This window comes from Monashia sp. NPDC004114 (genome assembly GCF_053603855.1).
In genome coordinates this window covers 45,024-60,333 of the sequence record NZ_JBSGGK010000012.1, presented here as the reverse complement: position 1 = coordinate 60,333, position 15,310 = coordinate 45,024, and the positions used below count along the sequence as shown (strand labels likewise).

Genomic DNA, 15,310 nt, shown 5'->3' with positions numbered 1-15,310 from the left:
AGTGGGGGAGAACATGATTCGCCGCAGATATGACGCCGTGGTCGTCGGGCTGGGGTACGTCGGTATGCCGCTCGCCGAGGCGGCCGTCCACGCCGGGTTGCGCGTGGCGGGGCTCGACAGCAACGCTGCCGTCGTCACGTCGCTGGGCGCCGGCAGGTCGCACGTCGACGACCTCTCCGACGAGGACGTCACGAAGATGCTCAACGCGGGGTTCGAGCCGACGACCGACGCGAAGGTCCTCGCGGAGACCGCAGCGGTCGTGCTCTGCGTCCCGACGCCGCTGAGCCCAGAAGGCGGGCCTGACCTCACCGCGGTCCGCGCGGCGGTCGCGGCGCTCGCCGAACACCTGCAGCCGGGCACCCTCGTAATACTCGAGTCCACGACGTACCCGGGCACCACCGACGAGGTGGTGCGCCCGATCCTCGAGGTCGGGGGGCTCGAGGCCGGCGTCGACTTCAACCTCGCCTTCTCGCCCGAGCGCGTGGACCCCGGCAACCCGGTCTACGGCATCCGGAACACGCCGAAGGTCGTCGGCGGGCACACGCCCGCGTGCACCGAGGCGGCCTGCGACTTCTACTCGCTCTTCGTCGACACCGTCGTGCCGACCCGCGGGACCCGCGAGGCCGAGACCGCCAAGCTGCTCGAGAACACCTACCGCCACATCAACATCGCCCTCGTGAACGAGATGGCGCGGTTCTGCCACGACCTCGACATCGACCTCTGGGAGGTCATCGCCGCGGCGAGGACGAAGCCCTTCGGCTTTCAGGCGTTCTATCCCGGTCCGGGTGTCGGCGGGCACTGCATCCCGATCGACCCGAACTACTTGTCGCACAACGTCCGGACCCGGCTCGGCTATCCGTTCCGGTTCGTCGAGCTCGCGCAGGAGATCAACGCCGCCATGCCGTCGTACGTCGTGCGCCGCATGCAGGACGCTCTCAACACCGACGGCAGGGCGCTGCGCGGCTCGCGCATCCTGCTGCTCGGGGTCACCTACAAGGCGAACATCGCCGACCAGCGCGAGTCGCCCGCGGTGCCGCTCGGCCGCAAGCTCATCGAGAACGGTGCGCACCTGTCGTTCCACGACCCTCTCATCGCCCGCTGGGATGCCCTCGGCGAGCGCGTGACCGCGGTGACGGACCTCGACGCGGCCGTGGCCGAGGCCGACCTCGTCGTGCTGCTCCAGCACCACCGGGCCTACGACGTCGACGCGCTGGCCGAGCGGTCGCGGCGATTCCTCGACACCCGTGGTGCGGTCACGCCACGCGAGCGCGTCGAACGCCTCTGAGACCGGCCACCTCAGCGGCGCAGCCGGAGCCCACGCGGGGTCATATGGAAGCCGGCCTGCGAGAGTGCCTGCACCAGAGGGTGTTTCGAGCCCAGGATGGCTGCTCCGTCTGCCTTCTCGACGGTGAGGCGACCCAGCGCACCCTCGCGGACGGCTAGCGCGAGCGCGTCTGCCGCGGCCTGCAGCGCGTCGGGGTCGTCAGACCAGCAGAGCATCGTCTTGCCGCCGCGCTCGACGTAGAGCACGAGGTCTCCGTCGACGAGCACGACCAGCGCGCCGGCCTTGCGCCCCGGCTGGTGGCCCTTGGGGCGGCTGTCCTCTGGGTCGACGACTCCGCGCTCCGGCCAGCGGATCGCGGCGCCGTAGGGGTTCGCCGGGTCGCTCGCCGCGAGCACGAGCGTCGGGGGTCCGGACCGCTCGTCGCGCCGGCCCGGTCGCCGGTCCCGCCCCGCAGACCATGCCGGTATGCCGCCGGGTCCCGTCCGCGCTGACGCCCACTCGTCCCGCTCGAAGGGGTCGACCCGCCCACCGACGGCACCGGCGTGGCCGGCGTCGGAACCGCCTGGCGTGCCGTCAGCCGCTTGACCAGAGACACCGGCCGACCCACCGCCGGGGAGTCGCGACATCGACCTGAGCCGGTCGACCGCGCCGGTCGAGGCGAACTGCGAGGCGCCGAGCCCCTCGACGAAGTAGCCACGGCGGACCTTGCCTGCCTCCTCCGCGGCAGCCAGCACGCGGTAGACCGCGGCGAAGCCGCCTGGCACGTCCTCGCTGACGACCGAGCCCCGGGTCAGCACGCCGTAGCGGTCGAGCAGGAGCTCGGCACTGGTCACCGCACGCACGGTCGGGTCGGTCTCCGCCGGCGGCAGAGCGGTCCACCGGCCGACACCGGTCGACGGGCCTGACCCGGCAGCCCGCCCGGCCTGCATCGCGCGGGCGGATGCCGCGGTCTCGGCAGCGGCAACCCGGTCTGCTGTCACGCCCGGCGGCACCCCTTCCGGCGAACCCGCCACGCCTGCCGACGCGTCCGACGGGCCAGTCGATCCCGGTGTTCCCAGCGAGCCCAGCGACGAGCCTGCCAACGAGCCGCGCAGCGAGCCGAAGCGGCCGAGCGACCCGCGGCGGCCGGCATACCTTGTCGTGCGGGGACCGGCGGTCGACCGCTTGTGGGCGCTGCGGCCTCCGGCCAGGAGGGCGCGCAGGGGCGCGATCGTGTCGTTCGTGATGCGACCCGACCACAGCAGCGTCCACAACGCATCGTTGAGCTCGGTGTCGGCGAGGCCCGTGCGGTCGGCGAGGGCACGGAAGAAGTAGGCGCCACCGCCCGCGAGTGCGTCGAGCACGACGCGCTCGGCCTGGACTGGCTCGGTGTCATCGGGTGGCGTCAGCGTCAGCGGCGCGGTGTCGGACAGGTGCAGGCTGACCCACCCGTCATCGCCCGGCAGAGACCCGTGACCCCGCCAGACGACCTCGCCCGAGCTCATCACCTCGTCGAGCAGCGCCGGACGGTAGTCGACGACCCGCGTCGGCAGCACCAGGGTCTCCAAGGCGCTTGCCGGGACGACGGCACCCGTGAGCTGCTCGATCGCCCGCAACAGGCCCTCACGCCCTCGCAGCCCGCCACCCACGCCCTGCCACTGCGGGAGGAACCGGGCCAGGTCGGACTGGGAGACCGGCTCGACCTCGTGACGCAGTGCCGCCAGCGAGCGGCGGCGCAGCAGGCGCAGCACCTCGGCGTCGCAGAACTCCGGGCCGTGCCCACCGCCACTCTCGGTGGGCAGCAGCTCGCCCTCGACCACCCGCCCCATCGACACGAGCCGGCGCAGGGCGTCGTGCGCGACCGATGGACCGACACCCCACCAGGCGGCGACCGTGTGGACCGTGAAGGGGCCATGGGTGCGAGCGAAGCGTGCGACGAGGTCGCCGAGCGGGTCGGGCACCGGCTCCAAGAAGGCCTGCGGCACCCCGACCGGCAGCGCCGTGCCGAGGGCGTCGCGCAGTCTCGCGGCGTCCTCGATCACCGCCCATCTGTCGTCCCCGGCGATGCGCACGGCGATCACCCGTCGCGCCGCCTCGAGCTCCTTCAACGCCGCCTCGACGTCCGCCGAGTCAAACCCCTGCGCCGCCCGCGCGAGGATGTCGGTCGACGACAGCGGCCCGAGCACGCGAAGCAGGTCGGCGAGGTCTTCGGCGTCGCGCGCGCCCCGCTCGGGGGTGAGCCGCTGCAGCTCGGCCTCGGTGCGCGCCACGGCCTCGGGGTCGAGCAGGTCGCGCAGCGCGAGCGCCTCACCTTGCCCCAGCAGCTCGGAGAGCAGGGACGGGTCGAGTGCGAGCGCTGCCGCGCGCCGCTCAGCGAGGGGGGAGTCGCCTTCGTAGAGGTACTGGGCGACGTAGCCGAACACCAGCGACTTCGCGAACGGGCTCGGCTGCGCCGACTCGACATCGACGACCTTGACCGCGCGAGACCGGATCTCGGTCATGAGCTCGACGAGGCCGGGCACGTCGAAGACGTCCTGGACGCACTCCCGCACCGCCTCGAGCACGATCGGGAACGAGGGGTACTGGCTTGCGACCTGGAGCAGCTGGGCCGCGCGCTGGCGCTGCTGCCACAGCGGCTGCCGCCGGTCGGGGCGGCGACGCGGAAGCAGCAGCGCTCGTGCGGCGCACTCACGGAACCGCGCTGCGAACAAGGCGGACCCGCCGATCTCCTGCGTGACGAGCTCGTTGACCTCTTCAGGCTCCCGCGTGACCAGCTCGAGCAGCTGCTGTCCTACCCCGGCGCCGGCAGAGCCGCGACCGCCGGGTGCGCCACCCGAGCCGGCCGGGCCGTCGTCGTCGAACTCGAGGTCGGGCAACCGGAAGACTATGCCGTCGTCGCCGTGCATCGCCTGGACGTCGACGCCGAACCGCTCCCGCATCCGGGCCGCCACGCACAAGGCCCACGGGGCGTGCACCTGCCCCCCGAACGGCGAGAGCACGGCGACCCGCCAGTCGCCGATCTCGTCGCGGAAGCGCTCGACGACGATGGTGCGGTCGTCGGGCACGTGACGCGTCGCCTCGCGCTGCTCACCGAGGTAGCCGATGAGGTTGTCGGCTGCCCACTCGTCCAGCCCCGCGGCGCGCACCCGGTCTCGCGCGCGCTCAGGCCCGAGGCCCACGATCTCGCGCACGAACGCGCCGACCGCACGCCCGAGCTCGGCGGGGCGGCCCTGCTGGTCGCCCTTCCAGAACGGCAGCCGCCCGGCCAGACCGGGCGCGGGCGTGACGAGCACGCGGTCGTGGGTGATGTCCTCGATGCGCCAGGACGACGTGCCGAGCGTGAACACGTCGCCGACCCGCGACTCGTAGACCATCTCCTCGTCGAGCTCGCCGACCCGGCGACCGGGGCCGTCCCCGGAGGCGAGGAACACGGCATACAGCCCGCGGTCGGGGATCGTGCCACCGCTCGTCACCGCGAGCCGCTGCGCGCCACGACGCCCGGTCAACGTGTCGGTGACGCGGTCCCACACGATGCGCGGGCGCAGCTCGGCGAACTCGTCGCTCGGATAGCGGCCGGACAGCATGTCGAGGGTCGCCTCGAGGACCGAGCGCGGCAGCGACGCGAAGCTGGCCGACCGGCGGACCAGCGACTCGAGCTCGCCGACCGTCCAGTCGTCCATGGAACACATCGCCACGATGTGCTGGGCGAGGACGTCGACCGGGTTGGCAGGGACCCGCAGGCTCTCGATGGCCCCGTCGCGCATCCGCTCGACCACGACGGCGGTCTGGACGAGGTCGCCGCGGAACTTCGGGAACAGCACGCCCTGGCTGACCGCGCCGACCTGGTGTCCTGCGCGTCCGACTCGCTGGAGCCCGCTGGCGACGCTCGGCGGGCTCTCGACCTGGATGACGAGGTCGACCGCGCCCATGTCGATGCCGAGCTCGAGGCTGCTCGTGGCCACGACGGCCGGCAGGCGTCCGGCCTTGAGGTCCTCCTCGATGGCAGCCCGATGCTCCTTGCTCACCGACCCGTGGTGGGCGCGGGCGAGGACAGCGGGTGCGCCGCGACTCGCGCCGGACTGGGCCATGACCTGCGCAGGTGTGTGCCGCGGCTGCCCACGCGAGGTTGCGGTCTCGCTCGGAGCCGGGGACCCGCCGGGGGCGGAGGGCTGGGGCAGCTCGGCCGCCTCGGCGAGGCGGTCCTCCCAGATCTCGTTGAGCCGGGCGGTCAGACGCTCGGCGAGCCGGCGGGAGTTGGCGAACACCAGGGTCGAGCGGTGGTCGGCGATGAGGTCGACGATCCGCTCCTCGACGTGCGGCCAGATGCTCGCCTGTGGGGCGTTGCCCGCCGCTGGGCCGGACAGGTCGGGCACCCCGGGAGCGATCTCGACCGGGGAGCCCGCGAGCTCGGCCATGTCGGGGACCGGGACGACGACGTCGAGATCCCACTCCTTCGTCGACGGCGGCTGGACCACCTCGATGGGACGGCCACCGGCGAGATAGCGGCCGACCTCCTCGACGGGGCGGACCGTCGCCGACAGACCCACCCGCTGAGCCGGCTGCTCCAGCAGCGCGTCGAGCCGGTCGAGGCTGAGCGCGAGGTGCGCACCGCGCTTGGTGCCGGCCACCGCGTGAACCTCGTCGACGATGACCGTCTCGACCCCGCGCAGCGCCTCACGCACGGACGAGGTCAGCATGAGGAAGAGCGACTCGGGCGTCGTGATGAGGATGTCGGTCGGCGTGCGGGCGAAGGCGCGCCGCTCGTTCGCCGGGGTGTCGCCGGAACGGACCGTGACGCCGATGTCGGGCACCGGCAGGCCCATCCGAGTGGCGGCATGGCCGATGCCGACCAGCGGTGCCCGGAGGTTGCGCTCGACGTCGACGGCCAGGGCCTTCATCGGCGAGACATACAGCACCCGGCACCGCGACAACCGATCCTCGGGGACCGGCTCGGTGGCGATCCGGTCGATCGCCCAGAGGAAGGCCGAGAGCGTCTTGCCCGAGCCGGTCGGCGCGACGACGACACAGTGGTGGCCGGACGAGATCGCCTCCCACGCGCCCTGCTGGGCGGCGGTGGGCGCACTGAAGCTGCTCCGGAACCACGAAGCGGTCGAGGGAGAGAAGCGGTCCAGCACGTCTGCCATCACGCTCAGCCTGCCATCACCCACCGACAGCGTGACTCGGGCTGTGACACGGGCTGTGACACGGGCTGTGACACGGCCTGTGACACGGCCTGTGACAAGGACAGGTGCCGGATCGTGACCTCGTTGGGTCCCAGGTCCTGCGCCGCCCCTCTAGCATTCGGGCGGCGCACAGATCACACCCAGACTCGACCCAGACGAGGCACCGATGCACGACCCGCAGTCCGAGACCACGTCCGAAGCTCCCAGCGAGGCGACGGGCGACGCCCCTTCGTCCGGCAGCTCGACATCGTCACCGACGGCTCCGCCGATGGCTCCGGCGCTGCCGCCACCGACCGGACGTCCAGTGGTCGCGGAGGCGTACCAGTGGCCGCGCCCGGCGGCGGCGCCGATGGCTCCCGTGCCTCCCCCCGCAGTCGTGGGCCAGCGCACGGACACCTATCGCGGGCTGGCCATCGCCAGCTTCGCGCTCTCGGTCCTCGCCGTGATCGGGGTGCTTCTCTTCGGCCTCGGCGTCCTCGATCGACCGTCGTTCACCCCGTCGACGGCCGACTCTGTGTCGTCCCAGCCCGATGACGCGAGCGGCATGCCTGTCGGCCCGCTGACCGGCACCGTCCCGGTTGCGGCGGGCACGTCACTGCCCGGCGACGACCTCGCCAACGCCGTCGAGCAGCGGCTCGACGACGGGTCGAGCGACATCACGATGGACTGCCCGAAGACACGCAAGGTCGCCCAGGGGGTCGTCACGGTGTGCCACGGCCAGATCGAGGGCGAGGACTGGGCGGTGGTCGTCTACTTCGAGGACGAGCTCGGCACGTTCACGCTCAACCTGCTCTGACGCCGCCGGCCTCTCTGCCCCGCCTGCTCTGCCGGCTCGACTCCGCCTCCGCCGCGGCCGGCGCTCAGCGGCATACCTCGCGGTGCGATCCGTCGAGCCTGCGGGTCCAGCCCCGGGAGTCCAGGTGCTCGAGCAGGGGGATGACCGTTCGGCGCGTCGAGTCGAGGGCGACCCGCGCCTCACTCGTGGTGAAGGGCTGCGGAAGCGAGGCGAGCACGCGCATCGCGTGGGCGGGGGCGTTGGGCTGGAGCAGCACGTCCTCGGGCAGCCGCACGAGACGTCCGGCCCGGACGGCCGCCGCGATCTCTCGCGGACCGAGCCCTGCGGCATCGAGCTCCTTCTGCTCCGGTGAGGCGAACGGATGATCGGCGAGGCGCTGCTCGATGCCACGAAGCCCGAGCTCCGCCCGCTCTCCGAGCGCGGCGCCCTGCCCGTGTAGGCCGACACTGCCGTTCCGCAGCTCGAGCCCGGCTGCACCGGCCAGCTCCGGCATCATCGCGCGGTCGGGCACCCCGACCGCGGCGCGCGCCGCTTCGAGGGTCATCATCGGGTCCAGTGGCTCCTCGCTCGCCCGGGCCTCCACGGCAGCGCGAAGGTCGGTCGTCCAGCGCGACCACGCAGAGTCGGCAACCAGCCAACGACCCTGTCGTGCAACAGTTTCCGCGGGCCGGTCCCCGCCGGGGACCGGGATCCCCAACGCTTCGGCCTCGGCGACCGTCATCGCGTCCCGGCGCTCCACCTCAGCCGCCAGATCGGGTATGCCGTTCATCGCCCTCACGTCGACCGCTCGCCGCGACGCGGCGCCGCGTCGGGTCAGTCGGGGTGGGTCAGCGTCGACGACCAGCGCTCCAGCGATGCGGCGGGTGCCTGGGTCGCGCAGGATCAGTCGGTCACCCGCGGCGATGGGCAACGGCGCCGGGAGGGTGAGGCGGGCGGCTTCCCCGCCGAGCGCCCGCAGCCGCGCGTCGACTGCCACGGTGCCCGCGTGCACCATGACGTGGACGGGCAGCCGGTCATCGGAGGGTGTGAGCCGCAGGTCGAGTGTGGTGGTGAGGTGCCAGGCGTCGGGCGTCAGAAGAAGGTCGCCACGACGGACCTCGTCGACAGAGATGCCGCGCAGGTTGACGGCGACGCGAGCCGTCGCGATGACCGAGTCCTTCGGCTGCCCCAGGCTCTGGAGCCCGCGCACCACGGCTGGGCGGGTCCGGCCATCGGCACGCTGCACGACGACCTCGTCGCCCACCCGGACAGCGCCCTGTCCAAGGGTGCCCGTCACGACCGTCCCACTCCCCCGCACCGAGAACGAGCGGTCGACCCAGAGCCGCATCCGGTGCTCCGTGTCGGCTCGTGGCAGCGCGGTGACCAGCCGGTCCAGGGCCGAGCGAAGCTCCTCGAGCCCGGCGCCCGTCCGCGCCGAGACGACGACACTCTCGGCGCCCGCCATCGACGACCTGGCCGTCCGTGCCATCGCCTCGGAGAGCGTGCCTCGGGGGTCGGCGAGGTCAGCGCGGGTGATGACGACGAGCCCGTGGCGCAAGCCCAGCGCGTCGACCGCGGCGAGGTGCTCGCTCGACTGTGGCATCCAGCCCTCGTCGGCGGCGACGACGAAGACGACGGCCGGGGCGGGTCCGAGCCCCGCGAGCATGTTGCCGATGAAGCGCTCGTGGCCGGGCACGTCGACGAAGGCGATGTCCTCGCCCGAGGGCAGGGTCGTCCACGCATATCCCAGGTCGATCGTGAGCCCACGACGGCGCTCCTGCTCCCACCGGTCCGGCTCGATCCCGGTCAGCGCGCGCACGAGCGTCGACTTGCCGTGGTCGACGTGGCCGGCGGTGGCGACGACGTACACGTCAGCCCAGCCCCGACAAGGCGGTGCGGACGGCATACTCGACGTCGCCGTCCGAGTCGCTCGGGACGCACCTCAGGTCGACGAGACACTGGCCGCCCTCGATGCGCGCGACGACCCTCGGGTCGCCAGTGCGCAGCAGCTCCGCACAGCGCTCGGGCAGCGCCACCGCCCACCCGGGCAACGGGACGCCGGGCGCACCGCCGCCGCCCACGCGCCCGTCCACGGCGACCACCGGCATGCCGACCGCCTCCGCGAGTCGCTCTGTGCGAGAACGGAGCTCGCTCTCGGATGCGTGGAGGTAGCCCTGCACGGGTGGTGCCGGACCGCGCAGTGTGGCCTCCAGGGCCGCGAGCGTCAGCTTGTCGACACGAAGGGCGCGAGCCAGCGGGTGCCGGCGCAGACGCTCTACGACGTCGGCATCGCCGAGCACGAGTCCCGCCTGCGGGCCACCGAGCAGCTTGTCCCCGCTGGCCGTCACCACAGAAGCGCCCTCGCGAAGCGTCGTGGCGGCGTCGGGCTCGTCGGGCAGCAGCGGGTCGGGGGCGAGGAGACCGCTGCCGATGTCCACGACGACGGGCACGCCGAGGCCGGCCAGGTCGCGGACAGACGCCTTGCTGGTGAAGCCTTCGACCCGGAAGTTGCTGGGGTGCACCTTGAGGATGCAGCCGGTGTCGGGGCCGATGGCGGCGGCGTAGTCCGAGACGGTGGTGCGGTTCGTCGTGCCGACCTCGCGCAGGCGGGCACCCGTCGAGGCGATGAGGTCCGGGAGCCGGAAGCCGTCACCGATCTCGACCATCTCGCCTCGGCTGACGACCACGTCGCGGCCCGCGGCGAGGCACGTCGTCGCGAGCACGAGAGCAGCGGCGCCGTTGTTGACGACGAGCGCGCCTCCTGCCTCCGGCACGGCAGCTCGTAAGGCTGCGAGCGCGCCTCGGCCGCGGCGAGCGCGGGCGCCCGTGACGACGTCGTACTCGACGTCCACATACCGCGCAGCCGCGACCATTGCGTCGATCGCCGCGTCCGACAAGGGCGCCCGGCCGATGTTCGTGTGCACGACGACCCCGGTGACGTTGATGACCGGCCGCAGCGTGGTCGCGCGCCGGGGCAGCGAGGCCCTCGCCTCCGAGACGACGTCGCCTGGGGCGATCTCGCCGGCTCGCGCCCGTTCCTGAGCGGCGCGGACCACCGCCTTGACCGCCGCGACACCGTGGCGTTCGACGGCCGCCGCGACGGTCGGGTCCGAGAGCACGGCGTCGGTGCGCGGGATCCGGCGCCGAGGGTCGGTCTGGGTCACGGCGTCCTCCAGTCGCACGATCGGGCCGGGAGTCAGTTGGCGGAGGTGGACGGGAATCGAACCCGCCAGACCGAGATCCTCGGTCTCACCGGTTTTGAAGACCGGGGGGACCACCAGGTGCCCAGACACCTCCACGCTCACCGTACCCACCACCGGTCGCAGGGACAGCGACCACCCGCGCCAGGGCGTTCCTCGGGTGACAGCCCCTCGAGAGGGTCAGGCGCATCCTGAGCCTGTCCTGACCGGCCATCGGTGGTCCGCCGGCGTCAGCGCCAGAACTCGGCGAGCCGCTCGGCAAGGGCTCGCCCCTGCTCGTAGCCTCCTCGCGCGGCCGGCAGACGAGTCGACGGATCCAAGGCATTGGCGTCGAACACCTCCCCCGCGCCGCCGTCCGGAAAGACGGTCTCGACCCTGCTGCCCCCCGCGCGCAGCTCTTCGACCTGGGTTGCCAGATCCATGCCCCACTCCAGCGGCATGCGCGACCTGCCGCCGAACGGTGACAACACCAGCACGCAGCCGAATCCGGCCGCCAAGTCGGCATTCTCACTGCGACGATAGCCGCCGTTGATGTATCGCTTCTCGCCGATGCGGTAGGGCGTCATCGCCGAGGTGCTCGCGGCGACGGCGTCCACCAGGTCGACCCCGCTGCCCCGGTCGAACACAACCGGATCCCCGGTATCCGCATCGACAGCGGTGATGAGCACCGGCTGCTGCGGCCAGTCGTGTCCGGGGAGCCGGGACGCGACGATGTCGCGCCAGCGGGTCCCGGCAGAGCCGTCGGAAGCATCCCGCTCGATCGCCGCGGCGCCCATCCTCCGTCGCATGTCCGAGGCATCCTGAGCCGAACCGATGATGCCGTTCGACCACTCCAGATAGCTCGGTCCCGAGACGCTCGGACCCCGTCCCCGGCCCGAGCCGGCGCCGGCCGCACGTGGCCGAGGCACCTCGGCGAGGATGGCGGCATACAGCTCGGCGGGGCGTGTCCCGCTGGTGACCTGGGCGGCCACTGTCGATCCTGCCGAGGTCCCGACGATGAGATCGGCTCGGGTCACCTCGACCCCGGCGTCGGACAGCCCGGCGATGAGACCGAGCTCCCACGCGTTGCCGGCCGCTCCGCCGCCGGCGAGGACCAAGGCCCGTCCGTCCGGGCTGCCCGCCCGGCTACCGGTGTCGGCCTGCTGGTCAGGCGCCGGCCAGTTCCCCAGTCGAGGGGTTCGCGCCACCGCCCCGCCATCGGACGTCGTCGTCGAGCTGGGGCGCGGGTTCGAAGAAGGTGTTGTCGTCATGGGAGTCGCCTTTCGCGAGGTGCGGGCTGGGCGCTCCTGGTCAGGGTAGTTTCGACGTCCGACGATCGGCCACGTGGCGGCTTGTCGAGGACGCGAGACCAGGCAGGCCGCGACGAGTGCGCACGTGGTCGATTGTTGTGATGCGAGAAGGGAGGCGCCGGCCATGACCTCGACATCGTGGGCGGTGGTGGCGATGGCCGCGCTCGGCATCGCTGTGACCGCCGCGACGGTGGCGGTGGTGCCCTGGCGGGTGCCCAGGCCGAACCGCGCCGACCAGGCGGCGGCGCTGCGCGACGTGCCGGCCGACATCGTCATCAGAGGGCGGGCGCTGCACGCCGCGTTGCGGCCCAGCTCGTACGCCTCGGCTTTGCTCGGACTGGCGGTGCCCCTGCTGCTCGGGCTGACCCCGGCCGGGGCCCGGATCGTCACCTGGGCGGCACAGCCGTTCGGCGGGCACTGGCTGGCCCAGGCACTCCTCGGCGGCCTCGTCATCCTGATGATGCTGTGGGTGGTCTCACTGCCCTTCAGCGCCTGGCGCCACATCGTGCTGCGTGACTACGGGCTGTCCACCCAGGGCTGGGGTGGCTGGGCGGTGGACCTCCTCAAGGGCTGCGCGGTCGGAGCGGTGACCAGCGGGGTGGTGCTCGCCGGGTTCTACACACTGACCCACGTCGCGCCCGACTGGTGGTGGGCGTTCGGTGCGATAGGCGCCGCAGCGCTGGTGGTCGTGCTGGCTTTCGTCTTCCCGGTCCTGGTCGAGCCGGTGTTCAACTCGTTCACCCCGATGCCGGCGGGGCCACTGCGTGACGAGCTGGTCGCTCTGGCCGCTCGCGACGGTATGCCGGTGCGTGACGTGCTGGTCGCGGACGCGTCGCGACGCACCACCGGGCTCAACGCGTATGTCTCAGGGCTCGGGGCCACGCGGCGGATCGTGGTCTACGACACGCTGCTGCGCGAGGCACCGCCGGGACAGGTACGGAGTGTCGTCGCCCACGAGCTCGGCCACGCCCGGGACCGTGACCCCGAGCTGGGCGCGCTGCTGGGCGCGCTCGGTGCCGCCGCGGCGGTCGTGGCGCTCTACCTCGTGGGTCAGTGGGGTGCCCTGCTGGCCCGGGCCGGGGTCGGCTCCATCGGATCGCCGACGGCGATCGGCCTGGTGCTTGCCGTCGGCGCGGTGGCCGGCCTGGTCGGTGGTCCGTTGCAGAACCTGGTCTCCCGTCGGGTCGAGGCCCGTGCCGACCAGCATGCGCTGCGGCTGACCGGTGACTCCGCCGAGTTCGCGGCGATGCAGCTACGCCTCGCGGAGACCAACATCGCCGACGTTCACCCGCCCCGGATCGAGTACCTGCTGTTCGCCACTCACCCCGATACCGTCGAGCGCCTGGCCGCAGCGCGGGAGCCGACTGGCGCTCCCTGACCCGGCGCCCGCTCGTGAAGCTCCCGGGCGGTCACCAGAGGCGAGTGCGCGACGTGCCGGCCGGCAACGTGCCGATCGGGCCGGCGGGGTAGGTCGCGTTCGGGTCCTTGCGCGCCCCGAGGAGGTCCCGGTCGATCGTCACGGGCGAGCCGTCACGCTCCTCGAACTCGGCGTCGACGAAACGGACCCGCGGCAGATCCGCGCCCGTGACGACACCGACCTGCAGCCCGTCGAACGACGGGGGGAGGTCGGCCTCGAGCCAGACCGCGTCGCCCTCCTCGACGACCGCGAAGGTCGCCGACTCGAGTCGGAGCGAAGCGTCCTCAGCGGCATACGACCTGGCGGCGCCGGCATACGCGTTGTGGCGGATGTACACGGGCTGCGGCACATCCGGGAAGCGGTTGTGGTCGCCCGGAGGCTGGGCGTCGATGAGCGCGAGGTAGTCCTCGAACGTCGATGGGTGCCCGTCGTAGCCGGAGGTCCCGACCCAGGCGCCGCCGTGGGTGTGGGCGTCCGGGCCGTATGCCGCGTCGACGTCACCGCCGGCGAACACGTTGCCGATCCAGCGGTCGTCAGCGCCGTAGATGACGGCGTAGCCGGCGACCTGAGTGCTGTGGGGACGGTGGTACGGGGTGGCGCGGTCCATGACCCGGATCAGGCCCAGGGTGCCGCACACGAGGTTGCCGACATAGGCACCCCCCTGGCTGAAGGACTCGATCGACACCGGCGAGGCGAGGACGTTGTGGTCGACGACGTAGGGTCCGTGGCTCACCTCGACGAAGAGATCACGCGAGTTGCCGTAGAGGACGTTGCGCGCGACCCGGGTGCCCTGGGTCTGCCAGTCGAGCCAGATCCCGAGGGAGCAGGAGTGGATGCGGTTGTGCGTGATCTCGACGTCGATGGCCGCGTGGAGCTTGATGCCGGCGATCTCGTGCCCGTAGAACTCCCGCTTCAGGGCGATGTCGTGGATGTGGTTGTCCTCGATCGTGGAGAACACACAGCCGAGATGGCCTGCGATGGCGCACTGCCCGCAGTCGTAGATCGTGTTGCGGCGGATGACGTGAGAGCCGATGTGCTCCTTGTCCCAGCCGATCTGGCGGGCGGAGAAGACCGACTCGAGCTGGTACTGGTACCCGGGCTTGTCACCGCGGAACGTGTAGTTGTTGTCGCCGGTCGACGCCTCCTTGCCGATGGAGACGGCGACGCACTTGGCGTCGTGGATGACGTTGTCCTCGATGACCCAGCCCTTGGCCCAGTTCGGCCCGATGAGTCCGGGCTGGTCCGCCGTCGGCGGCGCCCACGGAGTCGCGGCCTGGCACAGCTCGAAGCCACGGACGGTGATGAAGTCGATGTGGTGCTCGGTGGGGTAGAAGACGGACCGTCGGACGTTGATCTCGACGAGCTGGGCGTTGGGGTCGGCTCCGTGGAAGTTCGCCCAGATGGTGGTCGCGTCGCGACCGACCTGCGCATGCCAGACGTATGCCGTCTGGTCGGGGTCGCGGACCGGCACCGTTCGGGTGGTCCAGTCGTCGACGATCTCGTCGCGGCGGGCTGCCGTCGCCACCTCGTCCGGGCTGCCCACCTCGTAGAAGCTGCGTCCCTCGAGGTAGACATCGCCCAGGTGCTTGCGCTGGCCGGCTTCGATCGGTCGCACGACCCAGTCGCCCACGATCTCCTCGGCGAACGGGTTGAAGGAGCCGAAGAGCGCGTTCGGCACCTCGACACGCCAGACCGTTCCCTCGGCGCGCTCCCAGCCGGTCACCCGCTCGGAGCCCTTGACGACGACGCGCTCGCCGTCGGCAGCCTCGTAGGTGATCCGACGAGAGTCGCTGAGACCACCACGAGCCGGGCGGACCCACTCGCGGTACTCACCCTCGTGGACGACGACCCGGTCGCCGGGTCGGGCCAGCTCGGCAGCGCGGCCGATCGTGCGGAACGGGCTGGAGTCAGATCCGTCCGCGTCGTCGGAGCCGGTAGTGGCGACGTGCAGCACGCTGGTCACGGCGCTGTCCTCTCGGTCGGGCTTTGGGTGGGGGCGCCCGGGTTGTGCCGGTCGAGCGGCTCGAACGGTGCGCGTTGACGACACTACGCAGATTGCATCCGGACACGCTGGATTGGCGCCACCTGGGTTTGCTCGTCGCTCTCCGGGGTGCCGGGTGTGACGACGCCCGGCACCGCCTGCCGACGTCCTCAGTCCGGCTCTCGACCCTCCCTCATCATG

Annotated in this window: 8 protein-coding genes and 1 tRNA gene; 3 read left to right on the top strand and 6 right to left on the bottom strand. The window is 72.2% G+C overall.

Annotated features, from left to right (window positions below):
• Positions 1–13 precede the first annotated feature (13 nt).
• Entirely contained in the window at positions 14–1,285 is a 1,272-nt protein-coding gene (locus tag ACWEOW_RS15950) for a nucleotide sugar dehydrogenase (protein WP_452270199.1), read from the top strand.
• Between the two features lie 11 nt (positions 1,286–1,296).
• On the opposite strand, the gene ACWEOW_RS15945 is transcribed toward ACWEOW_RS15950, so the two are convergent.
• Positions 1,297–6,408 carry an Lhr family helicase gene (locus ACWEOW_RS15945; protein WP_452270198.1) on the bottom strand — a complete coding sequence of 1,704 codons (5,112 nt, stop codon included), beginning with the start codon at positions 6,406–6,408 and terminating at the stop codon, positions 1,297–1,299.
• A 205-nt stretch (positions 6,409–6,613) separates the two neighbouring features.
• Between ACWEOW_RS15945 and ACWEOW_RS15940 the strand changes: the two genes are divergently transcribed.
• A complete protein-coding gene (locus ACWEOW_RS15940; RefSeq protein ID WP_452270197.1) occupies positions 6,614–7,243 on the top strand; it encodes a hypothetical protein in 630 nt (209 codons plus the stop codon).
• A gap of 64 nt (positions 7,244–7,307) precedes the next feature.
• On the opposite strand, the gene selB is transcribed toward ACWEOW_RS15940, so the two are convergent.
• From selB to ACWEOW_RS15920, 4 genes are all read right to left on the bottom strand, one after another.
• Complete coding sequence (gene selB / locus ACWEOW_RS15935; RefSeq protein ID WP_452270196.1) at positions 7,308–9,092, bottom strand: selenocysteine-specific translation elongation factor; 1,785 nt, start codon at positions 9,090–9,092, stop codon at positions 7,308–7,310.
• A 1-nt stretch (position 9,093) separates the two neighbouring features.
• Positions 9,094–10,386 (bottom strand): L-seryl-tRNA(Sec) selenium transferase, encoded by a 1,293-nt coding sequence (gene selA / locus ACWEOW_RS15930; protein ID WP_452270195.1) that lies wholly within the window; start codon positions 10,384–10,386, stop codon positions 9,094–9,096.
• Positions 10,387–10,423: 37 nt separating this feature from the next.
• Positions 10,424–10,519, bottom strand: a tRNA-Sec gene (locus ACWEOW_RS15925).
• Between the two features lie 133 nt (positions 10,520–10,652).
• The gene (locus ACWEOW_RS15920) at positions 10,653–11,519 is read right to left on the bottom strand and encodes a patatin-like phospholipase family protein (RefSeq protein WP_452270299.1); all 867 of its coding nucleotides are present in this window, start codon (positions 11,517–11,519) and stop codon (positions 10,653–10,655) included.
• Positions 11,520–11,835: 316 nt separating this feature from the next.
• Here ACWEOW_RS15920 and ACWEOW_RS15915 point away from each other — a divergent pair, with 316 nt between their 5' ends.
• Entirely contained in the window at positions 11,836–13,089 is a 1,254-nt protein-coding gene (locus tag ACWEOW_RS15915; RefSeq protein ID WP_452270194.1) for a M48 family metallopeptidase, read from the top strand.
• A 31-nt stretch (positions 13,090–13,120) separates the two neighbouring features.
• Here ACWEOW_RS15915 and ACWEOW_RS15910 read toward each other — a convergent pair whose 3' ends face one another.
• Positions 13,121–15,091, bottom strand: a complete 1,971-nt coding sequence (locus ACWEOW_RS15910) for a right-handed parallel beta-helix repeat-containing protein (protein ID WP_452270193.1) — start codon at positions 15,089–15,091, stop codon at positions 13,121–13,123.
• Positions 15,092–15,310: the final 219 nt, after the last annotated feature.

Excerpts from the sequence above, each read along its gene's own strand:
- ACWEOW_RS15945 (WP_452270198.1), bottom strand. The coding sequence starts at position 6,408 with ATGGCAGACGTGCTGGACCGCTTCTCTCCCTCGACCGCTTCGTGGTTC.
- ACWEOW_RS15915 (WP_452270194.1), top strand. The coding sequence starts at position 11,836 with ATGACCTCGACATCGTGGGCGGTGGTGGCGATGGCCGCGCTCGGCATC.
- ACWEOW_RS15950 (WP_452270199.1), top strand. The coding sequence starts at position 14 with ATGATTCGCCGCAGATATGACGCCGTGGTCGTCGGGCTGGGGTACGTC.
- ACWEOW_RS15940 (WP_452270197.1), top strand. The coding sequence starts at position 6,614 with ATGCACGACCCGCAGTCCGAGACCACGTCCGAAGCTCCCAGCGAGGCG.